The organism is Nordella sp. HKS 07 (assembly GCF_011046735.1).
Taxonomy (GTDB): Bacteria; Pseudomonadota; Alphaproteobacteria; order Rhizobiales; family Aestuariivirgaceae; genus Taklimakanibacter.
This window is the reverse complement of sequence record NZ_CP049258.1, coordinates 2053702-2079266: the sequence shown is the minus strand read 5'-3', so window position 1 is coordinate 2079266 and position 25565 is coordinate 2053702. Positions and strand designations below refer to the sequence as shown.

Below are 25565 nucleotides of genomic sequence, written 5' to 3'. Positions count from 1 at the left end.
TCGAGGCGCGAAGACGCGCTTTCTTTGACGGCGCTTTTACAGTGAAACGGCCAAAATGTGCTGCCGTAGTTGATGCCGGGGACAAGCGAAGCTATCGGCACGTCTCCCCGGCAAAGCGGTTTCTGCTGTCCTACTCGACAGCATCCGCCCTTCGGTGTCAAATGGTAGGGCGGGGAGGGTGGATGATGAAAGACAATGTGAGGCTCGATCAGCTCGACCTCAAGATACTGGCCAAGCTCCAGACCGATGCCCGCATCACCAACCAGGAACTGGCCGATGCCGTGGGCCTGTCGCCGAGCCCGTGCCTGCAGCGCGTCAAGAGGTTGGAGCGGGCGGGCATCATCGCCATGTACCAGGCGCAGATCGACCTCAATAAAGTCTGCCGGCATGTCGATGTCATCGCCGCCGTCACCCTGAACAGCCACGGGCTCGAGGATTTCAACGATTTCGAGAGGATGGTCGCCGACATGCGCTATGTCGTCGAGTGCACGAAGGTCTCAGGCACCATCGACTATCTGGTGCGCTTCATCTGTCCCGATATCGGCTCCTATCAGATGCTGTCCGACGAACTCCTCAAGCTCGGCCCGAAAGTGGGAAATCTGAGCTCCTATATCGTGCTGAAGGCGGTGAAGCCTTTCCGCGGCGTGGTGCTCGACGATCTGGTGTCGACGACCTGAAGCACGCTGGCACCTCCTTAGCCCGGGATTCTTGCGAAAAACCGCTGCCCACTTTTCGCATCCCGCGCCAAGGCTTCGTACAAAACAGCGTCTTCCCGGCGAGAGCCCCTATCGGATTCACACATCTGATGATGGCCTGCCGCTTTACCCTCGCCCTGCAAGCGAAGCGCAGCGGGGAGAGGGAAGGGGCCCGACGCGCAGCGGCGGGAAGGGTGAGGGGCACGGCCACCGACGCAATGAGGGCATGCTTGTCGTGAGAGAGTTCAGTTGTCTGAGGTCGAACTCAATCTCGTAAAGGCCCCTCACCCTCCCATTGCTACGCAATGGGCCCCTCCCTCTCCCCGCTAAAGCGGGGCGAGGTAAAGGGCCGGCTTTCGTCGGGATGACAGGTTGCTGGTGCGGTATCGGGCGTTGCGCGCGGGCCGGGCCGCTTCTATCGTCGTCGCTTTGCAAGCCGTGAGCGTGAGTCCTTCATGAAAGCCGTCTATTACGAAACCTTCGGGCAACCGCCCGTCGTCGCAAAACTCGCCGATCCGACGCCTGGCCCACACGGCGTGGTCGTCAAGGTGGAGGCGACCGGTCTCTGCCGCAGCGACTGGCATGGCTGGATGGGGCATGATCCCGATATCGTGCTGCCGCATGTGCCGGGCCACGAGCTTGCCGGCGTGATCGTCGCGGTCGGCCCTGACGTGCGGCGCTGGCGTCCGGGCGAGCGGGTGACGGTCCCCTTTGTCGGCGGCTGCGGGGCGTGCCCCGAATGCACCAGCGGCAACCAGCAGGTTTGCGAAAGGCAGTTCCAGCCGGGCTTCACCGCCTGGGGCTCCTTCGCCGATTACGTCGCCGTCGATTATGCCGACACCAATCTGGTCAGGCTTCCCGAAGAGCTCGATTTCGCCACCGCCGCGAGCCTTGGCTGCCGGTTCGTCACCTCGTTTCGCGCCATCGTCGATCAGGGCCGCGTCGGGCCAGGTGAATGGGTGGCGGTGCATGGCGCCGGCGGCGTCGGCCTCTCGGCCATCATGATCGCCTCTGCCATGGGCGCCAATGTCATCGCCGTCGATCTCTCGCCCCGGAAACTCGCTCTGGCGATCGACTGCGGCGCCAAGGTCGGCATCGACGCGGCGAAGACGGAGGACGTGCCGGCGGCGATCCGCGACCTGACGCAAGGCGGCGCCCATGTCTCGATGGATGCGCTCGGATCGCCCGTCACCTGCTTCAACTCGATCGCCTGTCTGCGCCGGCGCGGCCGGCATCTGCAGGTCGGCCTGATGCTCGCCGATCACGCGCGTCCTGCCATCCCGATGGACAAGGTCATCGCGCATGAGATCGAGATCAGGGGCAGCCACGGCATGCAGGCGCATCGCTATCCGGCAATGATGGCGATGATCCTCGCGGGCAAGCTCAGGCCGCAGAAGCTCATCGGCCAGACGCTCCGCCTCGATGAGGCGCCGGCGGCGCTGATGGCGATGGACAAGTTCACCGGCACCGGCATCAGCATCATCGTGCCATAAAGCGGCCCGGTATGGTTAACGGCTTGTAAAGGTCGTGGGCGCAGACTGGACCGACATCCAGGAAAGTGCCGCGCCATGCCGACGACCGCAGTGCCCGAAGTCCCCGCTTTCACCTTGACCTGTCCGGCCAAGGACAGTCCCGATCACGAAGTGCGGGCGATAAGGGCGCGCGGCAACCTGCCCTTGATGATCGACGACCGGCTCCTGGCCGAGATTGCCCAGGGCGATCTGGCGGAGGGCTGGGAAACGGCGGTGCATCTGCCGACGAGCGTGCTTGCCGATATGAGCCGGCTCGCCGGTACGCGTCTCGCTTCCGTGCTCGACGCCAATATCGATTCCGCCGACCTCACCGATGTGGTGAGCGACGCGGCGGTGCTGTTCCTTCTCGCTATGCGCCGCGCCGGCGTCAAAAGCCCCGACGAGATCGGGCCCTGCACTTTATTGTTTGACGAAGAGCACCCCCAGGAGCTCATCCTCAAACGCGGGTGACTCATGGAAGATGATAACGGCTTCATGCCGGCGCCCGAGCTGGCCGGTCTTTCCGGCCGGGACTTGGCGTCAATCTTCTGATGCGTGATGTCGGCGAAGGCGTGCGTTTCGCCAGGGAAGTCCTCGGCGCCACCATTCTCCATGCCGATCAGGATTTCGCCGCCATCCGTTTCGGCGAAAGCGTGTGGATGCTGCATCACGACCGTACCTATCGCGGCAATGCGCTGCGCGGCGTGGTCGATGGCCTCGAAGGCCGTGGTGCCGGCGTCGAGCTCCGGCTCTATGGCTGTTCACCCGATGTGGCGGAAGAGCGCGCCCGGGCCCAGGGTTTCACCGTACTGGCGGGATCGATCGACAAGCCGCATGGGCTGCGCGAATGCGTCATTCTCGATCATGAAGGTTATGCATGGGTGCCGGGCATCGGTATTCCCGACAAGCAAGGATAAGAACCGGCGGATTGACAGTGCCGGTCCAGCGCAGCCTTGTGCGTTCCTGTTCGGGAAAGCCCGCGCGGACCGGTTGCCAGTATGCTTGCGCGATCATCAGCGCCGCCAGTCGAACACCGCGGTGACGAAGCCCTGCGCGTCATGGACGAACTCGTCGAGCAGCGACATGGGCGTCGGGCCGGGCGGTGTCATCTCGCCCGCCACCTCACCCTCGGCGAAGGTCAGCCGCGCGCCGAACTTGCCGGCGATATGGCGCATGCGGGCATTCTCGGTGAGGCAGATCATGTGCAGCCGTGCCACGCCGCGATTCTGCGCGGCGGTGAGGATGCGATCCATGAGCTCACTGCCGAGGCCCTGATCCTGCCAGCCGGCCTCGACCGCGAAGGCCGCTTCCGCGTCGGGCGAAGGTCCGCCGAAGATGCCGCGCAATTCGGCGGAGGCGCGGATCTCGCCGTCGATGACGACCCCGAAAATGGTGGCATCGAGCCGGAAGGCGGTGTCGACATAGGCGTCGATGAAGTCGTCGGTGGTGACGGCGCCGAAGCGCAGCCGTCTGGCTTCGGGGTCGAGGCGTTTCAGATGGGCGCGCAGCGCCGCCAGATCGCCAATCCACAGTTTGCGTAGGGTCTTGTGCATAATATCGGTCCGGTCTCACGAGGTGATCCCGACCTGGACTGTCCATCCCTTATATTACAGTTATGCTGCATCGCATCAAATTCAAGGAGATTTTTTGTGCAGTGCATGATATAAATTCCGGCAATGCAGGGCTCTCGCACAGGGCAATTTGGCGCATGAATTCAGGGTGCAAGGCGTCTATAGAGCCATCAGGGAATTAGGTTACGCCAGTTGGGCGCCGCGGGCGCCATCCGGAGGAGCTCATGACCAAGACAATCGGACATTTCATCGGCGGCAAACGGGTCGACGGCAAGTCGGGCCGCTTCGGCGATATTTTCAACCCTAATACCGGCGAGCTGCAGGCCAAGGTCGCGCTCGCCTCAGCCGCCGAAGTGCATGAGGCGGTGCTCAATGCCAAGGCGGCGCAGCCGGCCTGGGCGGCGAAGAACCCGCAAGTGCGGGCGCGTGTGATGATGAAGTTCCTCGAGCTCGCCAATGCGCATCGCGAGGAGCTGGCGATGCTGATCTCGATGGAGCATGGCAAAACCATACCCGACGCTCTGGGTGACCTGCAGCGCGGCCTCGAAGTGGCGGAATTCTGCACCGGCATCCCGCATCTCCTCAAAGGCGACTTCAGCGACAGCGCCGGTCCCGGCATCGACATGTATTCGATGCGCCAGCCGATCGGCGTCGCCGCCGGCATCACGCCGTTCAATTTCCCGGCGATGATCCCCTTATGGAAGGCGGCACCCGCCATCGCCTGCGGCAACGCCTTCATCCTCAAGCCGTCGGAGCGCGACCCGTCCTGCCCGATGCGTCTTGCCGAGCTCTTCGTCGAAGCTGGCCTGCCGCCGGGCATCCTCAATGTCGTCAATGGCGACAAGGAAGCCGTCGATGCGGTGCTCGATGATCCCGATATCGGCGCCGTCGGCTTCGTCGGCTCGACGCCGATCGCCGAATATGTCTATTCGCGCGGCACATCGCACGGCAAGCGCGTGCAGTGCTTCGGCGGCGCCAAGAACCACATGATCGTGATGCCCGATGCCGACATGGACAAGGCGGTCGATGCGCTGATCGGCGCCGGCTACGGCTCGGCGGGCGAGCGCTGCATGGCGATCTCGGTCGCCGTGCCGGTGGGCGAGGCGACCGCCAATGCGCTGGTCGAGAAGCTCATACCGCGCGTCGAGAAGCTCAAAGTCGGGCTCTCCACCGACCGCGAGGCCGATTACGGCCCGCTCGTCACCAAGGCGCATCTCGACAAGGTGAAGTCCTATATCGATCTCGGCGTCAAGGAAGGGGCGAGCCTCAAGGTCGACGGCCGCGGATTCAAGATGCAGGGCTATGAGAACGGCTTCTTCCTCGGCGGCTCGCTGTTCGACAATGTCACCAAGGACATGCGCATCTACAAGGAAGAGATCTTCGGTCCCGTGCTCTCGGTGGTGCGCGCCAAGACCTATGAAGAGGGCTTGGCGCTTGCCAACGACCATGAATATGGCAATGGCGTCGCCATCTACACGCGCGACGGCGATGCGGCGCGCGATTTTGCCGCGCGCGTCCAGGTCGGCATGATCGGCATCAATGTGCCGATCCCGGTGCCGCTCGCCTATCACACCTTCGGCGGCTGGAAGCGCTCGGCCTTCGGCGATCTCAACCAGCATGGGCCCGACGCGGTGCGCTTCTATACGCGCACGAAGACGGTGACCTCGCGCTGGCCATCCGGCATCAAGGAGGGCGCGCAGTTCTCCATTCCGACGATGCGCTGATCATGAGAGAGATCGAAAACGCCATCGCCGCCGCCCAGGTCCTGAGCTTCAGGCTGCCGATGCTGTGGGCGATGGCATTCTCGCCGACACCCGAAAGGCGGGCCGAGGCGGTCCGCATGATCGCCGAGAAGCAAATGGCGGTGGCGGAAGGTCTCAACGCCGCCGCCCTCTCGGCGCTTGCCACCTGGATGAAGCTCGCCAGCGGACAATCCGTCTCGGCCAGCACGGCCGCAAGCCGGATGGTCAAGGCGGCGACGCGCCCGGGAGAGCGACGGATGCGCGCCAATGCGCGCCGGCTCAGCCGTCGGCGGAAGGTGTGACCTGCGTTTACGACTGGAACGCGATCTTCATCTTTCGGTAACCATTCGGTGGGAGTCTGGAAAGTCTAGCGCGGAGCGTCGTTTGATGCTCCGGGGCTCCGCCTGACCGATAGTGTGGCGCAAGACCTCCGGCCAAACGGCGTCTCGGACCGAGATGGAGGCTTGCATGTTGCCGAGAACCCTCCGGCGCACCGCGTTCATCACCCTTGCGGCCGGTCTATATCTCCTCGCTCCCGTCGTCGCGCGCGCGCAATTCGCCATGTGCGGCGAGCGCGCCCCGATCGTCGAGGGCCTGAAATCGAAATACAACGAAACGCGCCAGGCGGTTGGCCTTATCGCCAGCAGCGGCGTGGCGGAGCTCTATGTGTCCGAAGCCGGCACCTGGACGATGCTGGTGACGCTGGAAAACGGCAAGAGCTGCATCATCGCCGCCGGCCACTCCTGGGATCCCTCGCCGAGCCTCGCGCAGGGCAGTGGTATCTGACCGGCGGATGTGACGGAACCTTTGACGGCTACCGCCTGACGGCCATGGGCCCGCCAGCTGAGCTGAACAAATCGCCCGCCCAATAGAGTCTGGTTGCCATTTCCACCGCGCGCTGGCAATTGAAGCAGCCATTGCATATCGGCGAACCTTCATCATCCGTGGACGCATTATAGGCGCATCGGCTTCAGCGATCCGCGGCCGGGTGTGTTCGCCGCCGGCAACCTAAAATAAGCGGGGCACTTCGATGCGTTCGATCAAAGGCTGCGAATTCGGATCACACCGGGCCAATGGCGTCATGCCGCAACCGGCCCGGGAGATCGACGCATCGCCGGATATCTGGTCCAACGAGGTCCTGCTGGAGGTCGAGTTTCTCAATCTCGATTCCTCAAGCATGCGCCAGCTGGCGAGCGAGGCGGGAGGCAGCGCCGAAAAAGTGGCGCAGCGGATTCTCGAGATCGTCCGGACACGCGGCAAGATGCACAATCCCGTCACCGGTTCGGGCGGCGTCGTGGTCGGCCGGGCGCTAGAGATCGGACCCGATCATCCGGCGCGGTATCTGAAGGCGGGCCAGCTGGTGTGTCCCAGCGTATCGCTGTCGCTGATGCCCCTGACCCTCGACCGCATCGAGCATGTCGATATCGCGACGACGCAGGTGCGGGCAAGCGGCAAGGCCGTTTTGTTCGAGAGCGCCACCATTGGCCTGATACCCGAAGACTTTCCCGTCCGTCTCGCCGTCGGCATCATCGATGTCTGCGGCGCCCCCACCACCGTGCATCGCTCCCTCGAACGCGGCCAGTCAGTCGCCATCATGGGCGCCGGCAAGGCCGGGCTCGTCTCGGCGGTCGCGGCGCGCGCGGCGGTCGGCCCCGAGGGTCGCATCGTGAGCTTCGATGTGGACGAGAAGTCGCTCGCCGAGATGGCGTCGCTCGGCGTCGTCGACGAAGTGATCGTCGCCGATCTGACCAACCCCATCGAAACCTATCGCCTGGCGCAGGCGGCGAGCGACGGCCGTCTCTTCGATTTCGCCGTGAATGTCACCAATGTCGGCGGCACGGAAGTCGCGACCATTCTCTCGACACGCCAGCGCGGCCGCATCTTCTTCTTCGGCATGGCAACATCGTTCCAGGTCGCGGCACTCAGTGCCGAAGGTGCGGGCAAGGATATCGACATGATCATCGGTAACGGATTTGCCGAAGGGTGCATCGACTTCGGCTTTGACGTGGTCCGCCGCAGCCCGGCACTGAGAACGTGCCTGGAGCGAAAATTTGCCTGATATGCCTCAGGCCGGTTGTGTATTCGCCGGGGCAGTCTGCAGTGCTTCCCGGAAGGAGACCAAGCGCCGCTTCTTCTCGTCCCACAGCACCAGTCGCACCGAGCGCAAACTGTCAAGCAGGGTCAGGCGGCCGACATCGCGAAGTTCGGGATGGTCGCGCAGGACTTCCGGCAGGCGGTAATAGGGAATCCGGCTCGACAGATGATGCACATGATGCACGCCGATATTGGCGGTGAACCAGCGCAGGATGGGCGGCAAGTCGTAATGCGAGCTGCCCCGCAGCGCCGCCTCGTGGAATTTCCAGTCGCCGTCGTGGTCCCACAGCGTCTCCTCGAACTGGTGCTGGACATAGAATAGCCAGACGCCGATTGCCGCCGCGAGAAGCGTAATCGGCAGATGCACCAGCAGGAATGGTACAAGGCCGACCAGCCAGATCGCCGCCCAGGCCAATAGGGCGATCGCGGCGTTTGTCGCCATGGCGCTCACCCAGGGCCGCCAGCCTTTGCGCATCAGACCCATCGGGAGCCGGTGGCGCAGCACGAACAGATAGGCCGGTCCGATGCCGAACATCACGATCGGGTGCCGATAGAGGCGATAGAGGCGTTGGCGCCACGGTGTCCGCGCCCGAAACTCGTCCACGGTCAGCGTGTCGATGTCGCCGATGCCGCGATGATCGAGATTGCCCGATGTCGCGTGATGCAAGGCATGGGAGTGCCGCCAGTAATCATAGGGGGTCAAGGTGAGTACGCCGAGCACGCGCCCGACCCAGTCGTTGGTGAGCCGATGGGAGAAGAATGAGCCATGACCGCAATCATGCTGGATCAGGAAGAGACGAACGAGGAAACCGGCCGCCGGCACGGCCAGAAGCAAGCCGATCCAGTAGCCCGCATCCACGGCAGCCCATATCAGCACCCAGATGAGCAGGAACGGCACTATCGTGGTCGCCAGCTCGAACAGACTGCGCATGCTGCTGGGCGCGCGATAGCGAGCCAGACCCTTCATCAGCCGGCGTGAATCGGGCGCGGCTCCGGCAATTGGGGATTGTTCAAGCATGAGAAGGCTCCTGACCGGCTGGAAGGCGTGAAGCAGTTCTTCCATCCGGGATGGGAACCTTGCACCGCGCCGCTTACTGTTTCCATCGGTGGGAGTTGCTTCCCGATATTGAAGCCAATGGGGCGATATCGCAATCGCCTGGAGATGCCCATTAGACATTCCAACGCCCGGCGTCCATTCAATATTGGGTGTGATTAGTGCGTTATCGGGTCTACCGGTTTCCCGCCCGATCACGCGCAAAACTCAGGATTCCGATCACATTAGATCACGTTGAGTTTGGATCGAATCGATCCAAACTCATAAACGTGATCGATTCTTATATGTTAGCGCGGGATTCTCGCGAAAGACCGGTGCCCACTTTTTCGCATCCCGCGCTAGGCCGTTCGGACCGGAAGTTATCTCGATTCAAGGGGCCGCCACCGTGATGCGGCCCTTCATATTGGGATGCAGGCGGCAATAATAATCGAACGTGCCGGCCTTATCGACGACGATGCTGCCCGATTTCTTCACCGGCAGCATCACCTCCCAGCCGCCCTTCACCGTCGCGGTATGGACGAAAGCATCCTTGTTGATCCATTCGATCGTGTCGCCGACTTTCGCCTCGATCGCGGCAGGCGAGAAGGCCATCTTGTCGATCGTGATCTCGATGGTCGCGGCGTGCGTCATGCCGGCGCCCAGCATCAGCGCCGGCACGATGGTTATCAGGAGACGATGTCTCATCGTCTCTACTTCAACTCGGCCGCGACATGCTCGGCATGCTGCTGGTGGCCCTGGAACAACTTCAGGCCGGTTTCGAGCAAGGCCTTCAGTTCAGCATTCTCCGCCGAAGGAATGAGCAGGGTTGCGAGCGCGTTGTTCACCTCTTTGTGGTAAGCCACCTCATTGTTGACGTAGGCCTTGTCGAAAGCGGCACCCTTGAGACCGTCCAGCTTGCCGCGCTCCTTCGTCGCCGCCTTTGACAACGCCTGGCTCGTCGCATTGTCCTCCGGCGTCACATTGAGCTTCTTCACAAGCGCCAGCGCCTGCTGGTTGACCGCCTCGTGATCGCGCACCATGGTTTCGGCAAAGGCGACCACTTCCTTGTTCTTGGATTTGGCGATGGCCTGTTTGGCCGCCTCGATGTCGATGACGCCGGCGGTGTAGGCGATATGGGCGATCTGCGGATCGGTCGGCTTGTCGGCCGCGTAGGTCAAGGACAGCGAGCTGAACAGGCCGAGAGCGGCGAGTGCCGCTAGTGATCTCAAACGCATGGGAGTTCTCCTTCGCCCGACGCTCAGCGCCGGGTCCGTTGCAAGTGACAAAGATTGGATGCGGAGAAGTGGGAAACGTTCCCGAGATCTTAGTCGCCGAAGCCGAGACGCTTCATCACTGCCGCGGTCAGCCGCTCGCAGCGCCGGCCGGCAAAGGGAAAGGCATCGAGCATCAAGGGACCGATCTGTTCGTCCAGGCGGCGGCGCACCAGCGCGCGGGCGCGATGCAGCCTGGTCTTCACCGTCTGCGGCTTGATGCGCAAGAGATCGGCCGTCTCCTCGAGGCTCAAGCCCTCGATCACGCGGGCGACGAAGACGGTGCGATAGACATCGGGAAGCGCGTCGGTCGCCTGTTCGACCAGCGCCAGGATCTGTCTCTGTGCCATGGTTCGTTCCGGATCGTCGCTGCCGGCATTGAGCGGGAAGGGAATGATATGGGCGTCGCCCGCCGGTTCATCCGAGATCAGGGCCGTCTGGCGCCGTCTCTTGCGCAGGCGGCCCAAAGCCTCGTTGATCGCGATGCGGGACAGCCAGGTCGCCAGGCTTGCCTCGCCCCGGAAGGTCCCCAGATGCGCGAAAGCCGTGACATAAGTCTCCTGGACAATGTCTTCGGCCTCGCTGTCGTTGCGGACGATGCTGCGCGCGAGGCGGTAGAGCTTCTGATTATGCCGGCGGAGGATGGCACGGAAGGCCTCGGCGTCGCCGGCCTGCGCCCTGCGGGCGAGATCGAGGTCATCCGGCGCGGCAACGTCGCGATGAAGCTGCAACATGATCAATCTCCTTAGCATTGGACGAAGTTCGAGGGAAAAGGTTCCCGGAAATCTCATCGCATGCCGAGCGAGGCCAGGAATTCGCCACGCAGCCCGGCATCGTCTTGAAATGCGCCGCGCATGCACCTCGTCACCATGCGCGTCCCGTGGGCGCGCACCCCTCTCGTCGTCATGCAGGCATGCTCGGCCACCAGAATCACCGCCACCCCGGCCGGACGGAGGGCGCGATCGATGGCTGATGCGATGTCGCCGGTCAGGCGCTCCTGTATTTGCAGGCGGCGGGCGCAGGCTTCAACGAGGCGGGCGAGCTTTGAAATGCCGACCACGCGGTGGTGCGGCAAATAGGCGACATGCGCCTTGCCGGTGATCGCGGCCATATGATGCTCGCAGACCGAATGGAACGGAATATCGTGTAGCTCGACCATCTGGTCATAGCCCCCCGTTTCCTCGAAAGTGCGCTCCAGCAAGGCGGCCGGATCCGCTTCGTAACCGCCGAACCACTCTTCATAGGCGCGGACGACCCGCTGCGGCGTCTCGCTCAAGCCCGGCCGTGCCGGATTGTCACCCGCCCAGCGGATGAGCGTGCGGACGGCCGCCTCGGCCTCGGCGCGAGTCGGGCGCTCTTGGGCGGATATTCCTTCTTTGCGCTGACCCGCTACATTCCCCGGCATATCCATCGGCTTCTCCCATCGTGGCCCGATTGATTGGATGCCGGCGAGCCGGTTTGGTTTCCGTCCTTCGCCCGGGCCGCTGTTGCGCTCGCAAGTGCGCCACGCCATAAGGCGGCATGGGGTTCTGGGCGGATTATCTGGAAAAGATCGAAAGCGGGACGCTCAAGCCGGACGAGGCGCAGGCTGACGTCGCGCGCCGGCTCGGCCGCCTGGCGGATGAGCTCAAGGACTATTCCCCCAGGCCTGCCGGCTTTTTCTCGAGGCTGATCAAGCCCAGGAACGGCCCGCCGCCGCAAGGCCTCTATATCCAGGGCGACGTCGGGCGCGGCAAGACGATGCTGATGGACCTGTTCGTAGCCGATGCGGAGATCGCGCCGAAGCGACGGGTGCATTTCCACGCCTTCATGCAGGATATCCATGCGCGCCTGCATGAGGCGCGTCGCGGCGCCAAGGATCCGCTTGTCACAGTCGCCTATGCGGTGGCGGCGGAGGCGCGCCTCCTTTGCCTCGATGAAATGCAGATCGTCGATATCGCCGATGCGATGATCGTCGGCCGGCTGTTCGGCATCCTGTTCGAGCGCGGCAGCGTCATCGTGACGACCTCCAATCTCAAGCCCGCCGATCTCTACAAGGACGGGCTCAACCGCCAGCTTTTCCTGCCCTTCATCAAGCTTTTGGAAGAGAAGCTCGAGGTGGTGACGCTCGACAGCCCGACCGATTACCGCCTCGGCCGCGTGAAGGGTCGCGAGACCTTTATCCATCCTTTGGGGCCTGAGGCGGACCGCAAGCTCCAGGATCTTTGGGAAAAGCTCACCGACACGGAGAAGGGCGAGGCTTCGACGCTCGACGTGCTCGGCCGCAAGCTTATCGTGCCGCAGGCGGCCCATGGCGCGGCGCGCTTCAGCTTTGCCGATCTCTGCGAGGCCCCGCTCGGGCCCCCCGACTATCTGGCGTTGGCGCAGAATTTCCGCACCTTGTTCATCGAGCATATTCCCCAGCTGACGCAGCGGCATCGCAATCCCTCGAAGCGCTTCATCCTGTTGATCGACACGCTCTATGACGCGCATGTGAGGCTGGTCGCCTCGGCCGCCGCACAGCCTGAGGCGCTCTACAGCGAAGGTCACCACGCCCAGGAATTCCTGCGCACGGTCTCACGTCTGCAGGAAATGCAGTCGGCGTCCTGGTGGGGCGCAAAAATCGTCGAAACTTGACGTTTTGGTCAAGAATTTTTCAATGATTTCTTGAACCTCCCAGCCTAGGGGAGTACAGGTTCCGTCGCTTTCGCACTGCAAAAAGGCGCGCATAACGCGTTGACCTGCACGTCACAGGGAAAATACTAAATGGCAAGAAACAAAATTGCGCTGATCGGCGGTGGCATGATCGGTGGGACTCTCGCACATCTGGCCTCCTTGCGGGAGCTGGGCGACATCACGGTGTTCGACATCGCGGAAGGCCTGCCGCAGGGCAAATCGCTCGACATCGCGCAATCGGGACCGGTCGAAGGCTTCGATGCCAAGCTCACCGGCACCAACAAATATGAAGCCATCGAGGGGGCGGATGTCGTCATCGTCACCGCTGGCGTGCCGCGCAAGCCCGGCATGAGCCGCGACGATCTGCTCGAGATCAATCTCAAGGTCATGGCCCAGGTCGGCGCCGGCATCGCCAAATACGCGCCCAAGGCCTTCGTCATCTGCATCACCAACCCGCTCGACGTCATGGTATGGGCGCTGCAGAAATATTCGGGTCTGCCCGCCAATAAGGTGATCGGCATGGCGGGCGTCCTCGATTCGTCCCGCTTCCGTCATTTCCTCGCCGAGGAGTTCAATGTGTCGGTCGAGGACGTCACCGCCTTCGTGCTCGGCGGCCATGGCGATACGATGGTGCCGCTGACGCGCTATTCGACCGTCGCCGGCATCCCGGTGCCGGATCTCGTCCAGATGAAATGGACGACGCAGCAGCGCATCGACCAGATCGTGCAGCGCACCCGCGACGGCGGTGCCGAGATCGTCGGCCTGCTCAAGACCGGCTCCGCCTATTACGCGCCCGCCACCTCGGCGATCGCGATGGCCGAATCCTATCTCAAGGACAAGAAGCGCGTGCTGCCCTGCGCCGCCCAGCTCACCGGCCAGTATGGCATCGACAATCTCTATGTCGGCGTGCCGGTGGTGATCGGTGCGAACGGCGTCGAGCGCATCGTCGAGATCAAGCTCGATCCGGATGAGAAGACCGCCTTCAAGAAGTCGGTCGACGCGGTGAAGGGCCTGATGGATGCGGCGAAGAAGATCGCCCCTGATCTCGCCTGATGTGAGCCACATGCGGAAGCTTCATTGGAACGACAACCCGTCATTCCCGGCGAAAGCCGGGATCCAATGAACCGGTGAAGCGCGGCAACCGCCGCCCGCTCTTTATCTATTATGGGGATCCCGGCTTTCGCCGGGATGACGACGTGAGGAAGATGCCATGAACATTCACGAATACCAGGCCAAGCAGGTTTTGAAGGCCTATGGCGTGCCGGTGGCCAAGGGCCTCCCGGCCTTCACGGTGGACGAAGCGGCGAAAGCCGGCGAGACGCTGGGCGGCCCGGTCTGGGTCGTCAAGGCGCAGATCCATGCCGGCGGGCGTGGCAAGGCCGGCGGCGTCAAGGTGGTGAAGTCGATCGACGAGGTAAAGAGCGAGGCCAAGCGGCTGCTTGGCTCGACCCTCGTCACCCATCAGACAGGCCCGCAGGGCAAGGTGGTGCAGCGCCTCTATATCGAAGAGGGCTCAGGCATCGAGAAGGAATTCTATCTGGCGCTCCTCGTCGACCGCGAGACATCCAGGCTCGCTTTCGTCGTCTCGACCGAAGGCGGCATGGACATCGAAAAGGTCGCCCATGACACGCCCGAGAAGATCGTCAATGTCTCGATCGATCCCGCCACCAATATCTGCCCGCATCATGTGCGCGCCATCGCCAAGGCGCTGAAGCTACCCTTGGGCGGCCCGCAACAGAAGCAGCTCGCCAAGCTCGTCACCGATCTTTATCGCGCCTTTGTCGAGAAGGATATGAGCCTGCTCGAGATCAATCCGCTGATCGTGACCAAGGCGGGCGACATTCTCTGCCTCGACGCCAAGATCAATTTCGACAGCAACGCGCTCGACCGTCATCCCGACATCAAGGAACTGCGCGACGTCAGCGAAGAGGATCCCAAGGAGATCGAGGCCTCGAAATTCGATCTTTCCTATATCGCGCTGGACGGCACGATCGGCTGCATGGTGAATGGCGCCGGTCTCGCCATGGCGACGATGGACATCATCAAGCTCTATGGCTCGGAGCCGGCCAACTTCCTCGATGTCGGTGGCGGCGCCTCGAAAGAGAAAGTCGCGGCGGCGTTCAAGATCATCACCGCTGATCCGAAGGTGAAGGGCATCCTGGTCAACATCTTCGGCGGCATCATGAAATGCGACATCATCGCCGAAGGCGTGGTCGCGGCGGTGAAGGAAGTGGGCCTCAAAGTGCCTCTCGTCGTCCGTCTCGAAGGCACCAATGTCGAGCTCGGCAAGCAGATCCTGCGCGACTCGAAGCTCAATGTCATCCCCGCCGATGATCTCGACGACGCGGCGCAGAAGATCGTCAAGGCCGTCAAGGAAGCCCATTAATGTCCATCCTGATCGACAAGAACACCAAGGTCATCTGCCAGGGCATCACCGGCAATAACGGCACGTTCCATACCGAGCAGGCCATCGCCTACGGCACGATGATGGTGGCCGGCGTCACGCCGGGCAAAGGCGGCATTACGCATGTCGGTCTCCCCGTCTATGACACGGTAGTGGAAGCGCGCGATGCGACGGGGGCGGACGCCACTGTCATCTATGTGCCGCCGGCTTTCGCGGCGGACGCCATCTCGGAGGCGATCGAGGCGGAGATCCCGCTCATCGTCTGCATCACCGAAGGCATCCCGGTGATGGACATGGTCAAGGTCAAACGCGCGCTCACCGGATCGAAGTCGCGCCTCATCGGGCCCAATTGCCCGGGCATCCTGACGCCAGGCGAATGCAAGATCGGCATCATGCCGGGCAACATCTTCCAGAAGGGCTCGGTCGGCATCGTCTCGCGCTCGGGCACCCTCACATATGAAGCGGTGTTCCAGACGACGCAGGAAGGCTTGGGCCAGACCACCGCGGTGGGCATCGGCGGCGATCCGGTGAAAGGCACAGAATTCATCGATGTGCTCGAGATGTTCCTCGCCGATCCCAAGACCGAATCCATCATCATGATTGGCGAGATCGGCGGCTCGGCCGAAGAGGACGCCGCGGAATTCATCCGCAAATCGAAGGTGAAGAAGCCGATGGCCGGCTTCATCGCCGGACGCACGGCGCCGCCCGGACGGCGCATGGGCCATGCCGGCGCCATCATCTCCGGCGGCAAAGGCAAGGCCGAAACGAAGATCGAGGCCATGAAGCGCGCAGGGATAGCGATATCGGATTCCCCGGCCGCCCTCGGAAAGACATTAAAGCATGTCTTGAAAGGCAAGTGACGCGTTCTATGTTGAACATGAGGAGGGCCGGACAGGGTTCCCGGTTCTTGGTGGAAATGAACAAGACAGATCTCACGACTGCTTTCGAGCAAACATCCTTCCTTTATGGCGGCAACGCCCAGTTCATCGAGCAGCTTTACGACAAGTTTCTCACCGACCCGGCTTCGGTCGATCCGGCATGGCGGCAGTTCTTCGCCACACTGGCCGATGACAAGGACGCGGTGAGGAAGCAGTTGAAAGGCCCGTCCTGGGCGCGGCCCGACTGGCCGCAGCCGCAGAATGGCGAGCTGATCTCGGCGCTCGACGGCAACTGGCCGGCGGCGGAAGCGCAGGTCGGTGCCAAGATCGCCGCCAAGGCGAAGGAAAAGGGTCAGGCGCTCTCGATCGAGGAAGTGCGCAAGGCGACGATGGACTCGGTGCGGGCGCTCATGATGATCCGCGCCTATCGCATGCGCGGTCATCTCGCCGCCGATCTCGATCCGCTCAGACTGCGCGAGCCGACACCGCAGCCCGAGCTCGATCCCAAATCCTATGGCTTCACCGAGGCCGATCTCGACCGGCCGATCTTCATCGACAAGGTTCTGGGTCTCGAGCAGGCGACCATCCGCCAGATGGTCGACATCCTGCAGCGCACCTATTGCAACACGCTCGGCGTCGAGTTCATGCACATCTCCGATCCCGACCAGAAGGCGTGGATCCAGGAGCGCATCGAGGGCCCCGACAAGGAGATCTCCTTCACACCCGAAGGCAAGATCGCCATATTGGGCAAGCTCATCGCGGCGGAAGGCTTCGAGCATTTCCTCAATGTGAAATATACCGGCACCAAGCGCTTCGGCCTCGATGGCGGCGAATCGATGATTCCGGCGCTCGAGCAGATCGTCAAGCGCGGCGGCCAGCTCGGCATGCAGGAGATCGTGCTCGGCATGGCGCATAGAGGCCGCCTCAACGTGCTCGCCAATCTGATGTCGAAGCCGTTCTCGGCGATCTTCCACGAATTCAAGGGCGGCTCCTCGACGCCCGACGAGGTGGAAGGCTCGGGCGACGTCAAATACCATCTCGGCTCGTCGTCCGATCGCGAATTCGACGGCAACCAGGTGCATCTCTCGCTCACCGCCAATCCCTCGCATCTCGAGATCGTCGATCCGGTGGTGCTCGGCAAGGCGCGCGCCAAGCAGGACCAGCGCGGCGACAAGGAGCGTACCAGCGTGCTGCCGCTCCTCATCCATGGCGATGCGGCCTTTGCCGGCCAGGGCGTGGTGGCCGAGTGCTTCGGGCTTTCGGGCCTCAGGGGCCACCGCTCGGGCGGCTCAATCCATTTCATCGTCAACAACCAGATCGGCTTCACCACGAGCCCGCTCTGGGCGCGTTCCTCGCCCTATCCGTCCGACGTCGCCAAGATGATCGAGGCGCCGATTTTCCACGTGAATGGCGATGATCCGGAAGCGGTGGTGTTCGCGGCGAAGATCGCCATCGAATTCCGCCAGAAGTTCAAGAAGCCGGTGGTCATCGACATGTTCTGCTATCGCCGATTCGGACACAACGAATCGGACGAGCCGTCCTTCACCCAGCCCTTGATGTACAAGCGAGTCGCGGCGCATCAGACGGCCGTTGCTCTCTACGGCAAGCGCCTCATCGATGCGGGCGTGCTGACGCAGGAACAGCTCGATGCGATGAAGGCCGAATACCGCAAGCATCTCGATGATGATTTCGCGGCATCGGAATCCTACAAGGCCAACAAGGCCGACTGGCTCGACGGACGCTGGTCGCATCTGAGCTATGCCAAGGACCATGAGGACCCGCGTCGTGGCCAGACGGGCTATGACCTGACCAAGCTCAAGGAGATCGGCCTCAAGCTCAACAAGGTGCCGAAGAGCTTCAAGCTGCACCGCACCTTGCAGCGCGTGCTCGATGCGAGGCGCAAGACGATCGAGGAAGGCCAGGGCATCGACTGGGCGATGGGCGAACAGCTCGCCTTCGGCACGCTGCTTCAGGAAGGTTTCCCGGTCAGATTGTCGGGCCAGGACGTGCAGCGCGGCACCTTCTCGCAGCGCCACGCCGTGCTGGTCGACCAGGACACGGAGAAGCGCTACACGCCGCTCAATCACCTGGTGAAGCAGCAAGCGGTCAGGATCAACGTCATCAACTCGATGCTGTCGGAAGAGGCTGTGCTCGGTTTCGAATACGGCTATTCGCTGGCCGAGCCCAACACGCTGGTTCTGTGGGAAGCGCAGTTCGGTGATTTCGCCAACGGCGCGCAGGTGGTGTTCGATCAGTTCCTGTCGTCGGGCGAGCGCAAATGGCTGCGCATGTCGGGCCTCGTCTGCCTCCTGCCGCACGGCTATGAGGGCCAGGGACCGGAACATTCCTCCGCCAGGCTCGAGCGCTATCTGCAGATGTGCGCCGAGGACAATATGCAGGTGGCGAACTGCACGACGCCCGCCAACTACTTCCATATCCTCAGGCGCCAGCTCAAGCGCGACATCCGCAAGCCGCTCATCCTGATGACGCCGAAATCGCTTTTGCGCCACAAGCGCGTGGTTTCGACGCTCGCCGAGATGGGGCCTGAGAGCAGCTTCCACCGGCTGCTTTGGGATGATGCGCAATATACGGGCGCGCTCGTCGCCGACGAGCAGATCCGCCGCGTGGTGATGTGCTCGGGCAAGGTCTATTACGACCTCTTCGAGGAGCGCGAGAAGCGTGGCCTGAAGGACATCTATCTGCTGCGCGTCGAGCAGCTCTATCCGTGGCCGCACAAGGCCCTGATCCAGGAGCTTGGACGTTTCAAGCAGGCGGAGATGGTGTGGTGCCAGGAAGAGCCGCAGAATATGGGCGCCTGGACCTTCGTGCAGCCCGGCATCGAACGGGCGCTCGACTATCTCGGCGCCCAGCACCGGCGCCCGCGCTACACCGGCAGGCCCGCGTCGGCCGCCACCGCGACGGGCCTGATGAGCAAACATCAAAGAGAACTGAAGGCGTTTCTCGAAGACGCGCTAGGGGAAAAATAGACGATGGCAAAGGAAATCCGCGTGCCGCAGCTCGGTGAATCGGTCACCGAGGCGACGATCGGCAAATGGTTCAAGGCGCAAGGCGAAGCGGTGAAGGTGGATGAGCCGCTGGTCGAGCTCGAAACCGACAAGGTGACGGTGGAAGTGCCGGCACCCGCGGCGGGCGTGCTCGCCACGATCGCGGCGCAGCCCGGCCAGACCGTGAATGTCGGCGCCCTTCTCGGCGCCATCGAGGAAGGTGCTGTTGCGGCCGCCGCGGCGCCGAAGGCGGCCGAAGCCAAGCCCGCGAAAGCGCCCGAGCCCGCGCCGCAGGCGCCGGCTGCCCCCGCTCAGGCGGCGGAAGCCAGGCCGCTTTCGCCGGCGGTGCGCAAGATCGTCGAAGAGAACAAGCTTGATCCCACTGCCATTGCCGGCACCGGCAAGGACGGCCGCCTGACCAAGGGCGATGTGCTGGAGCAGGTGGGCAAGCCCGCCGCTCCTGCGCCTCAGGTCTATGTGCCGCCCGCCGCACCCGCGCCGGCTGCGCCGCGTGCGCCCTCGCCGCAGGCCGATGCCGAGCGCGAGGAGCGTGTGCGCATGTCGAGGCTTCGCCTCACCATCGCGCGCCGCCTCAAGGATGCGCAGAACACCGCCGCGATGCTCACCACCTTCAACGAGGTGGATATGAGCCACGTGATGGCGCTGCGCAACCACTACAAGGAAGTGTTCGAGAAGAAGCACGGCGTCAAGCTCGGCTTCATGAGCTTCTTCGTGAAGGCGATCATCCAGGCGCTGAAGGAGATCCCGGCGGTCAATGCCGAGATCGACGGTGACGACATCGTCTACAAGAACTACTATCACATCGGCGTGGCGGTCGGCACCGACAAGGGCCTCGTCGTGCCGGTGGTGCGCGATGCCGACCGGCTTTCCTTCGCCGGCATCGAGAAGACGATCAATGATTACGGCAAGCGGGCGCGCGACGGGCAGCTGCAGATCGCCGAGATGCAGGGCGGCACCTTCACCATCTCCAATGGCGGCGTCTATGGCTCCTTGATGTCGACGCCGATCCTCAACGCGCCGCAATCGGGCATTCTCGGCATGCACAAGATCCAGGAGCGCCCGGTGGCGGTGGGCGGCCAGGTGGTGGTGCGGCCGATGATGTATCTGGCGCTCTCCTATGATCATCGCATCGTCGACGGCAAGGAAGCGGTGACCTTCCTCGTCCGCGTCAAGGAAGGGCTCGAAGACCCGCAGCGCGCGCTGCTCGATCTCTAATCCCCCGAACTCGTCATGGCCGCCTCCATGGCCGGGCTTGACCCGGCCACCCAGTACATAGAAAGGCAACCATAAAATGGCTGATCCCTTCGACATCACCATCATCGGCACCGGTCCTGCCGGCTATGTCTGCGCCATCCGCGCGGCTCAGCTCGGCATGAAGGTGGCGGTGATCGAGAAACGCGCCACCCATGGCGGCACCTGTCTCAATGTCGGCTGCATTCCGTCGAAGGCGTTGCTGCATGCCTCCGAGCTCTTCGCCGAGGCCGGGCATTCTTTCGCCAAGATGGGCATCGGCGTCTCGCCGACCCTCGATCTCAAGCAGATGATGGCCTTCCGCCAGGAAGCCATCGACGGCAATACCAAGGGCATCGACTTCCTGTTCAAGAAGAACAAGATCACGCCCATTCGCGGCACGGCCAGGATCGTGGCGCCCGGCAAGATCCAGGTCGACGGCAAGGACATCGTCGAGACGAAGAACATTGTCATCGCCACCGGCTCCGACGTGGCGGGATTGAAAGGCGTCGAGGTCGACGAGAAGCAGATCGTTTCCTCGACCGGCGCGCTGGTCCTCGACAAGGTGCCGGAGACGCTCGTGGTGATCGGCGCCGGGGTGATCGGGCTCGAGCTCGGCTCGGTCTGGGCGCGACTCGACGCCAAGGTCACGGTGATCGAATATCTCGACCGCATCCTGCCCGGCATGGACCTGGAGACGGCGAAGAATTTCCAGCGCCTTCTCACCAAGCAGGGCTTCACCTTCAAGCTCGCCAGCAAGGTGACAGGGGCCGAAAAGACGAAATCCAAAGTGAAGCTTTCGGTCGAGCCGGCCGCCGGCGGCGCGGCGGAGACGATCGAGGCCGACACTGTGCTGCTCGCCATCGGCCGCGTGCCTTATACGAACGGCCTCGGCCTCGATGAGGTCGGCGTCAAGCGCGACGCCAAGGGCCGTGTCGAAGTCGGCGATCATTTCGAAACCAATGTGCCCGGCATCTATGCGATCGGCGACGTCATTCGCGGCCCCATGCTGGCGCATAAGGGCGAAGACGAAGGTGTCGCTCTGGCGGAGCTGCTCGCCGGCCAGGCGGGTCATGTGAATTACGGCGTCATTCCGAGCGTCGTCTATACGACGCCGGAGATCGCCGCGATCGGCAAGACCGAGGAAGAGCTCAAGGCGGAAGGCGTCGACTACAAGGCCGGCAAGTTCCTGTTCCTCGCCAATGGCCGCGCCAAGGCCAATCAGACGACCGACGGTTTCGTGAAGATCCTCGCCGATGCGAAAACCGACCGCGTGCTCGGCGCCCATATATTGGGTGCGCAAGCAGGCGAGCTCATCCACGAGGTTGCGGTGCTGATGGAATTCGGCGGCTCGGCGGAAGATCTGGCACGCACCACCCACGCGCACCCGACGCTCGCCGAAGCGGTGAAGGAAGCCGCGATGGCGGTTGCGGGACGAGCTATACATTCGTAGCAATTGCCGCGCATCTGACCCAATATTGGTGGAGTCTATTGGGCCCCCGGCTGTCGCCGGGGTGGAAGGTGGGAGAAGTGGAGCCTGTCTACCCCCCTACTGTCATCCCGGCGAAAGCCGGGATCCATTAGGCTTGTTGCATATACGCAGCAGTACGTTATCTTGCGGGGGTGCGCGAGGAGAAGGTTCCGGCCGTCTATATTCTTGCGAGCAAGCGCTACGGCACGCTCTATATCGGCGTGACGAGCGACCTTTGCAGCCGTGTCGCGGCGCATAAGCAGGGTGAGCTTGCCGGCTTCATAAGGCAGTATAGCGTGAAGACACTCGTCTGGTACGAGTTCCTCGGATCCATGGAGGAGGCCATCAAGCGCGAAAAGCAGCTCAAGGAATGGCAACGGAAGTGGAAGATCGAGCTGATCGAGAAGCTCAATCCAACCTGGCGCGATCTCTTCGACGAAACCTGTGGCGCCTGGATCGCGTAAATACGCACGCAGTGTGTCAGCGGATGGAGTTTAGTGGATCCCGGCTTTCGCCGGGATGACGAGTTGAGAGAAGGAGCGCGAATACCCCTCCACCGTCATCCCGGCGGAAGCCGGGATCCATTAAAATCGTTGGAGGACTCAAAACCCCGTGGTCGGCTGCGGCTTGGTGCCGTCGAAATAGCGCGTGTAGCGGAAGGGCGCGGGATCGACACAAGGGGTGGCACCGGTGACGAGATCGGCCATCAGCCTGCCGGCGCCCGGACCTAAGCCGAAGCCATGGCCGGAGAAGCCGGTTGCGAGATAGAGCCCCGGCAGCTGCGCGATCGGCGACATCACCGGCACCGCATCGGGGGTCGCATCGATCACGCCACCCCAACGCTGGACGATCTCGATATCGCGGAAGACCGGGAAAAACTCCTTGAGACTTTCCGATGCCTCGTCGAGGATCGATGTCACGGGCTCGGGATCAAGAACGCGCACTTCTTCGAAAGGCGATGTCTCGTCCAGCGCCCAGCGGCGCTTGAGCCGCGCTTCGTCGAAGAAGCGCCTGCCGAAGCGCAAACGCAGGCCGCTCCAGTCGACTTTCAAGGCGGGCAGGAATTCGCGGAACAGGAGGACGGAATCAGGCACGATGTCGGCCACCGACAGATGCCGGTGTGTGATTGTATAGCCGCCGTCGAGGCGCTTGCGGATGGCGAATTTGCCGGCCGAGCAGGAGCGCTCGAGCGGCGTCTCGATCGGCGCCGACCGCATCACCGAATTGACGACGGAAAGCTGCGGGAAGGGAATGTCGAGATTGCCGAGGAAGCGGCGCGACCAGGCGCCGCCCGCCAGCACCACCGTGTCACAGGCGATGCGGCCCTTTTCGGTGACGACCGCCGACACTTTGCCGGCAGAGGTTTCAAGTCCCCGCACCGCGCAGTGGGTGAAAATCTTCGCGCCCTTCGCGCGGGCGCCCCGGGCCATGGCGGGCGCGGCCATGAAAGGCTCGGCGCGGCCGTCGGCGGAGGTGAAGAGCGCTCCTTTCCAGCGCCGCGTGGCGCCGGGCTGCAGGCTCTCCGCCTCTTCGCCCGAGATAAGCCGGGTGTCGAGGCCGAAGGGCTTCGCGTTGCGCTCATACCAGGTCTCACGCGCCGCCAGTTCCGCGTCGGTCTCGCAGAGATAGAGGATGCCGGATTGCCGGAAGCCGGTCTCGGCGCCGATCCTGGCATTCATGCCGCGCCACGCCTCGAGCGCGGTCAGGATCAGCGGGATCTCGCGGGGATCGCGGCCCATCTGCCGGCACCAGCCCCAATTGCGGCTCGACTGCTCGCCGGCGATGACGCCCTTCTCGAGCAGGGTTACGTCGACGCCGCGCTCGGCCAGTTCGAGCGCCGTCGCGACGCCGATGATGCCGCCGCCGATGATGGCGACGGTTGTCTTCTTGGGGATATCCGTGTCGGAATAGACGTGATCGGGCGTGACGGGCATGGCGAGGATGAGGCGATCAGTTGACGGGCGTCACTTCGTAGCCGGCTTTGCGAAAGAGCTCCACAAGACCTTGGTCGCCCGGCAGATGCGCCGCGCCCACGGCGATGAAGGCATTGCCGTCGGTCAGCAGCGGCAGGGCGCGCTCGGCCATGATCCGGTTGCGCTTGTCGATCAATTCATTCTTCATGAAGGCCGATAATTCGGCGTCCGTCTGATCCGTCGGCACGCCCTGTATCGACAACAGCAGCATGCTCGACAGCCGGCGGCCGGCATGGAGTTGCACGAAGGTTTCCGCCATGTCCTCGATCTTACTCCCGTATCGCGCCGTCATGACGAGGAAACGTGCCTGCTGCTCGAGCGGCGCGCCCGCGAGGATCGCCATCTGCTCCTCGACCTTTTCCAGGCCAACCACGGCAACTCCATGCGCGGAAGCGAGCTGGCCGATCGCCCGGTCGAGAACCGGGAGGTCCGCCTTCTGCCGCGCGACTTCGCACATCGGGTAGGACAGAGTGAAGGCTACCATCCAGGGCTGGACGGCACCCAGCGTGATCATCCGCTCCGGTGGAATCTGCGGTGCTTCGCGAATGAAGCGTTCATCTTCGTCCGGAATGAGGTCCCACATATCCTGGCCGAGCGGCATCGCCGTGAAACGGGCGTTGCGGTAATACGCGCGTATATGCGCGCGCGGATCGACTACTTCCTTGACTTCCAAGGCGACGACGCGGGCTTTCGCGATGGCGTTGCGGGCTTCCTCGGACAAGGCATGCACACGCGGATCGGTCAGATGAATCGTTCCGAAAAGATGCGAAGGTTCGGCCTGGCCGGTCTTGTCGATGATCCGCCAGAGGACCGCCTCACCGTTCGGGATGTCCTTCTCCGCGCTCGCGAGCCTGGCGCTCAGTTCGGGCGCGGTGCTTGCAAGCTCCGGCAGGATGCTCTTGCCGGCGCAGGCCGGCGGCTCGGCCGCTGAAGAAATCTCGATGCCGAAGAGAAGAGCGGCGATGGCGGCGAAAAGGCGGTTCGGCATCAGGCCCTCGGATGCGCCTTGGCATATTGCTCGAGCAGATGGGTGGTGTTGATCTCCGTATAGACCTGGGTGGTCGACAGCGAGGAGTGGCCGAGCAATTCCTGGATAGTGCGCAAATTGGCGCCGCCGGCCAGGAGATGGCTGGCGAAGGAGTGGCGCAGCGCATGCGGCGTCGCGGTATCGGGCAGGCCCAACGCGCTGCGCAATCTGGCGATCAGGAGCTGGATGTTGCGGGCATTGAGCGGACCGCCTTTCACGCCCCGGAACAACGGCGCCTTGGGATCGAGCGCCAGCGGGCAGAGTGCCAGGTAACGATCAAGCGCCGCGCGCGCCGCCTGAATGACCGGCACGATGCGGGTCTTGCCGCCCTTGCCGAGAATGGTCAGCGGATCCTGGCGCGCCTGCTGCGGCGTGAGGCTCAAGGCCTCCGAAATGCGCAAGCCACAGCCATAGAGCAAGGTGAGCACGGCGGCATCGCGGGCGGTGACCCAGGCCGGCGTCTCCTCACCGGCAAGCGTGTCGGCCTTGACGAGATCGCGCGCCGCGACCGCCGTCAGAGGTTTCGGCACGCCATGGGGGATTTTCGGCGCCCTGATCACGCTCAAGGCGGCGTTAGTGAGGATCTTGCGCCGCTCGAGGAACCGGAAATAGGTGCGGATCGCGGAAAGCTGGCGGGCGAGGCTGCGGCTGCCGCTGCCTTCGTTGCGCCGGCGCGCCAGGAAGGCGCGGAAATCGGATGGCGTCAGCCCAGCGAGGTCATCGAGCGTCGGAGAGCCGCCCAGATGATCGGCGAGAAAGGCCATGAACTGGCCGATGTCGCGGCCATAGGCATCGAGCGTGTGGGCGGAAGCGCGCCGTTCCGTCTTGAAATAGGAAAGCCACGCCGCGACGGTCTTGGCCGTGTCGGGCGCGGCATGGAACAGCTCGAGATCGCTCGCCTGGGACATGGTCCCAGACTAGCGCCGAAATGGTTACGAGATCACCTACTGCCGTCATCCCGGCGAAAGCCGGGATCCACTAGGT

Annotated in this window: 25 protein-coding genes; 16 read left to right on the top strand and 9 right to left on the bottom strand. The window is 63.2% G+C overall.

The features are described 5' to 3' along the window. Window positions 1-182: 182 nt before the first annotated feature. The 4 genes from G5V57_RS09700 to G5V57_RS09685 all read left to right on the top strand — a co-directional run bounded on the left by G5V57_RS09700 (window position 183) and on the right by G5V57_RS09685 (window position 3123). Window positions 183-677 (top strand): Lrp/AsnC family transcriptional regulator, encoded by a 495-nt coding sequence (locus G5V57_RS09700; RefSeq protein WP_165167299.1) that lies wholly within the window; start codon window positions 183-185, stop codon window positions 675-677. Between the two features lie 473 nt (window positions 678-1150). Then, a complete protein-coding gene (locus G5V57_RS09695) occupies window positions 1151-2188 on the top strand; it encodes a zinc-dependent alcohol dehydrogenase family protein (RefSeq protein ID WP_165167298.1) in 1038 nt (345 codons plus the stop codon). Window positions 2189-2263: 75 nt separating this feature from the next. Then, on the top strand, window positions 2264-2677 hold the full coding sequence (locus G5V57_RS09690) for a hypothetical protein (RefSeq protein WP_165167297.1): 414 nt from the start codon (window positions 2264-2266) through the stop codon (window positions 2675-2677). 80 nt (window positions 2678-2757) lie between these two features. Further along, window positions 2758-3123: a hypothetical protein gene (locus G5V57_RS09685; RefSeq protein WP_165167296.1), complete on the top strand. Its 366-nt coding sequence runs from the start codon at window positions 2758-2760 to the stop codon at window positions 3121-3123. A gap of 96 nt (window positions 3124-3219) precedes the next feature. Here G5V57_RS09685 and G5V57_RS09680 read toward each other — a convergent pair whose 3' ends face one another. Then, window positions 3220-3759, bottom strand: coding sequence for a GNAT family N-acetyltransferase (locus G5V57_RS09680; RefSeq protein ID WP_165167295.1), 540 nt, complete (start codon window positions 3757-3759; stop codon window positions 3220-3222). A gap of 242 nt (window positions 3760-4001) precedes the next feature. Between G5V57_RS09680 and G5V57_RS09675 the strand changes: the two genes are divergently transcribed. The 4 genes from G5V57_RS09675 (at window position 4002) to G5V57_RS09660 (ending at window position 7578) form a co-directional block, all read left to right on the top strand. Next, window positions 4002-5501, top strand: coding sequence for a CoA-acylating methylmalonate-semialdehyde dehydrogenase (locus G5V57_RS09675; protein ID WP_165167294.1), 1500 nt, complete (start codon window positions 4002-4004; stop codon window positions 5499-5501). Window positions 5502-5503: 2 nt separating this feature from the next. Then, window positions 5504-5821 (top strand): hypothetical protein, encoded by a 318-nt coding sequence (locus G5V57_RS09670; protein WP_165167293.1) that lies wholly within the window; start codon window positions 5504-5506, stop codon window positions 5819-5821. 166 nt (window positions 5822-5987) lie between these two features. After that, complete coding sequence (locus G5V57_RS09665; RefSeq protein WP_165167292.1) at window positions 5988-6305, top strand: hypothetical protein; 318 nt, start codon at window positions 5988-5990, stop codon at window positions 6303-6305. A 244-nt stretch (window positions 6306-6549) separates the two neighbouring features. Continuing rightward, window positions 6550-7578, top strand: a complete 1029-nt coding sequence (locus G5V57_RS09660) for an L-erythro-3,5-diaminohexanoate dehydrogenase (RefSeq protein WP_165167291.1) — start codon at window positions 6550-6552, stop codon at window positions 7576-7578. Between the two features lie 6 nt (window positions 7579-7584). Here the strand turns inward: G5V57_RS09660 and G5V57_RS09655 are convergent, their stop codons facing one another. The 5 genes from G5V57_RS09655 to folE form a co-directional block, all read right to left on the bottom strand. Then, window positions 7585-8631 (bottom strand): fatty acid desaturase, encoded by a 1047-nt coding sequence (locus G5V57_RS09655; RefSeq protein ID WP_206530238.1) that lies wholly within the window; start codon window positions 8629-8631, stop codon window positions 7585-7587. A gap of 405 nt (window positions 8632-9036) precedes the next feature. Next, window positions 9037-9351 (bottom strand): cupredoxin family copper-binding protein, encoded by a 315-nt coding sequence (locus G5V57_RS09650; RefSeq protein ID WP_165167290.1) that lies wholly within the window; start codon window positions 9349-9351, stop codon window positions 9037-9039. Between the two features lie 5 nt (window positions 9352-9356). After that, window positions 9357-9881 carry a DUF4142 domain-containing protein gene (locus G5V57_RS09645; protein ID WP_165167289.1) on the bottom strand — a complete coding sequence of 175 codons (525 nt, stop codon included), beginning with the start codon at window positions 9879-9881 and terminating at the stop codon, window positions 9357-9359. An 89-nt stretch (window positions 9882-9970) separates the two neighbouring features. Next, on the bottom strand, window positions 9971-10651 hold the full coding sequence (locus G5V57_RS09640) for an RNA polymerase sigma factor (RefSeq protein WP_165167288.1): 681 nt from the start codon (window positions 10649-10651) through the stop codon (window positions 9971-9973). A 53-nt stretch (window positions 10652-10704) separates the two neighbouring features. Further along, entirely contained in the window at window positions 10705-11328 is a 624-nt protein-coding gene (gene folE, locus G5V57_RS09635) for a GTP cyclohydrolase I FolE (RefSeq protein WP_165167287.1), read from the bottom strand. Window positions 11329-11438: 110 nt separating this feature from the next. Here folE and zapE point away from each other — a divergent pair, with 110 nt between their 5' ends. The 8 genes from zapE (at window position 11439) to G5V57_RS09595 (ending at window position 22045) form a co-directional block, all read left to right on the top strand. Beyond that, on the top strand, window positions 11439-12533 hold the full coding sequence (gene zapE, locus G5V57_RS09630) for a cell division protein ZapE (protein WP_165167286.1): 1095 nt from the start codon (window positions 11439-11441) through the stop codon (window positions 12531-12533). Between the two features lie 129 nt (window positions 12534-12662). Beyond that, the gene (mdh, locus tag G5V57_RS09625; RefSeq protein WP_165167285.1) at window positions 12663-13625 is read left to right on the top strand and encodes a malate dehydrogenase; all 963 of its coding nucleotides are present in this window, start codon (window positions 12663-12665) and stop codon (window positions 13623-13625) included. 157 nt (window positions 13626-13782) lie between these two features. After that, complete coding sequence (gene sucC, locus G5V57_RS09620) at window positions 13783-14958, top strand: ADP-forming succinate--CoA ligase subunit beta (protein WP_165167284.1); 1176 nt, start codon at window positions 13783-13785, stop codon at window positions 14956-14958. Next, entirely contained in the window at window positions 14958-15836 is an 879-nt protein-coding gene (sucD, locus tag G5V57_RS09615) for a succinate--CoA ligase subunit alpha (protein WP_165167283.1), read from the top strand. Before sucC ends, sucD begins: the two co-directional genes overlap by 1 nt. Before the next feature lie 56 nt (window positions 15837-15892). Continuing rightward, a complete protein-coding gene (locus G5V57_RS09610) occupies window positions 15893-18841 on the top strand; it encodes a 2-oxoglutarate dehydrogenase E1 component (protein ID WP_165167282.1) in 2949 nt (982 codons plus the stop codon). A 3-nt stretch (window positions 18842-18844) separates the two neighbouring features. Then, complete coding sequence (gene odhB / locus G5V57_RS09605) at window positions 18845-20095, top strand: 2-oxoglutarate dehydrogenase complex dihydrolipoyllysine-residue succinyltransferase (RefSeq protein ID WP_165167281.1); 1251 nt, start codon at window positions 18845-18847, stop codon at window positions 20093-20095. 76 nt (window positions 20096-20171) lie between these two features. Continuing rightward, on the top strand, window positions 20172-21563 hold the full coding sequence (gene lpdA / locus G5V57_RS09600) for a dihydrolipoyl dehydrogenase (RefSeq protein ID WP_165167280.1): 1392 nt from the start codon (window positions 20172-20174) through the stop codon (window positions 21561-21563). A 170-nt stretch (window positions 21564-21733) separates the two neighbouring features. Next, on the top strand, window positions 21734-22045 hold the full coding sequence (locus G5V57_RS09595) for a GIY-YIG nuclease family protein (protein ID WP_165167279.1): 312 nt from the start codon (window positions 21734-21736) through the stop codon (window positions 22043-22045). A 138-nt stretch (window positions 22046-22183) separates the two neighbouring features. Here G5V57_RS09595 and G5V57_RS09590 read toward each other — a convergent pair whose 3' ends face one another. Genes G5V57_RS09590 through G5V57_RS09580 form a run of 3 tightly spaced genes read right to left on the bottom strand, consistent with a single transcriptional unit; the run spans window position 22184 to window position 25489 of the window. Further along, window positions 22184-23515: an FAD-binding oxidoreductase gene (locus G5V57_RS09590; RefSeq protein WP_165167278.1), complete on the bottom strand. Its 1332-nt coding sequence runs from the start codon at window positions 23513-23515 to the stop codon at window positions 22184-22186. A gap of 16 nt (window positions 23516-23531) precedes the next feature. Beyond that, window positions 23532-24542, bottom strand: coding sequence for a TraB/GumN family protein (locus G5V57_RS09585; protein WP_165167277.1), 1011 nt, complete (start codon window positions 24540-24542; stop codon window positions 23532-23534). Beyond that, window positions 24542-25489: a tyrosine recombinase XerC gene (locus tag G5V57_RS09580; protein WP_165167276.1), complete on the bottom strand. Its 948-nt coding sequence runs from the start codon at window positions 25487-25489 to the stop codon at window positions 24542-24544. The genes G5V57_RS09585 and G5V57_RS09580 overlap by 1 nt, the downstream gene beginning before the upstream one ends. Between the last annotated feature and the right edge of the window lie 76 nt (window positions 25490-25565).

Bases quoted from the DNA above. Each gene is read 5' to 3' on its own strand.
- G5V57_RS09700 (WP_165167299.1), top strand. From the start codon at position 183: ATGATGAAAGACAATGTGAGGCTCGATCAGCTCGACCTCAAGATACTG.
- G5V57_RS09695 (WP_165167298.1), top strand. From the start codon at position 1,151: ATGAAAGCCGTCTATTACGAAACCTTCGGGCAACCGCCCGTCGTCGCA.
- G5V57_RS09690 (WP_165167297.1), top strand. From the start codon at position 2,264: ATGCCGACGACCGCAGTGCCCGAAGTCCCCGCTTTCACCTTGACCTGT.
- G5V57_RS09685 (WP_165167296.1), top strand. From the start codon at position 2,758: ATGCGTGATGTCGGCGAAGGCGTGCGTTTCGCCAGGGAAGTCCTCGGC.
- G5V57_RS09680 (WP_165167295.1), bottom strand. From the start codon at position 3,759: ATGCACAAGACCCTACGCAAACTGTGGATTGGCGATCTGGCGGCGCTG.
- G5V57_RS09675 (WP_165167294.1), top strand. From the start codon at position 4,002: ATGACCAAGACAATCGGACATTTCATCGGCGGCAAACGGGTCGACGGC.
- G5V57_RS09670 (WP_165167293.1), top strand. From the start codon at position 5,504: ATGAGAGAGATCGAAAACGCCATCGCCGCCGCCCAGGTCCTGAGCTTC.
- G5V57_RS09665 (WP_165167292.1), top strand. From the start codon at position 5,988: ATGTTGCCGAGAACCCTCCGGCGCACCGCGTTCATCACCCTTGCGGCC.
- G5V57_RS09660 (WP_165167291.1), top strand. From the start codon at position 6,550: ATGCGTTCGATCAAAGGCTGCGAATTCGGATCACACCGGGCCAATGGC.
- G5V57_RS09655 (WP_206530238.1), bottom strand. From the start codon at position 8,631: ATGCTTGAACAATCCCCAATTGCCGGAGCCGCGCCCGATTCACGCCGG.
- G5V57_RS09650 (WP_165167290.1), bottom strand. From the start codon at position 9,351: ATGAGACATCGTCTCCTGATAACCATCGTGCCGGCGCTGATGCTGGGC.
- G5V57_RS09645 (WP_165167289.1), bottom strand. From the start codon at position 9,881: ATGCGTTTGAGATCACTAGCGGCACTCGCCGCTCTCGGCCTGTTCAGC.
- G5V57_RS09640 (WP_165167288.1), bottom strand. From the start codon at position 10,651: ATGTTGCAGCTTCATCGCGACGTTGCCGCGCCGGATGACCTCGATCTC.
- folE (WP_165167287.1), bottom strand. From the start codon at position 11,328: ATGGATATGCCGGGGAATGTAGCGGGTCAGCGCAAAGAAGGAATATCC.
- zapE (WP_165167286.1), top strand. From the start codon at position 11,439: ATGGGGTTCTGGGCGGATTATCTGGAAAAGATCGAAAGCGGGACGCTC.
- mdh (WP_165167285.1), top strand. From the start codon at position 12,663: ATGGCAAGAAACAAAATTGCGCTGATCGGCGGTGGCATGATCGGTGGG.
- sucC (WP_165167284.1), top strand. From the start codon at position 13,783: ATGAACATTCACGAATACCAGGCCAAGCAGGTTTTGAAGGCCTATGGC.
- sucD (WP_165167283.1), top strand. From the start codon at position 14,958: ATGTCCATCCTGATCGACAAGAACACCAAGGTCATCTGCCAGGGCATC.
- G5V57_RS09610 (WP_165167282.1), top strand. From the start codon at position 15,893: ATGAACAAGACAGATCTCACGACTGCTTTCGAGCAAACATCCTTCCTT.
- odhB (WP_165167281.1), top strand. From the start codon at position 18,845: ATGGCAAAGGAAATCCGCGTGCCGCAGCTCGGTGAATCGGTCACCGAG.
- lpdA (WP_165167280.1), top strand. From the start codon at position 20,172: ATGGCTGATCCCTTCGACATCACCATCATCGGCACCGGTCCTGCCGGC.
- G5V57_RS09590 (WP_165167278.1), bottom strand. From the start codon at position 23,515: ATGCCCGTCACGCCCGATCACGTCTATTCCGACACGGATATCCCCAAG.
- G5V57_RS09585 (WP_165167277.1), bottom strand. From the start codon at position 24,542: ATGCCGAACCGCCTTTTCGCCGCCATCGCCGCTCTTCTCTTCGGCATC.
- G5V57_RS09580 (WP_165167276.1), bottom strand. From the start codon at position 25,489: ATGTCCCAGGCGAGCGATCTCGAGCTGTTCCATGCCGCGCCCGACACG.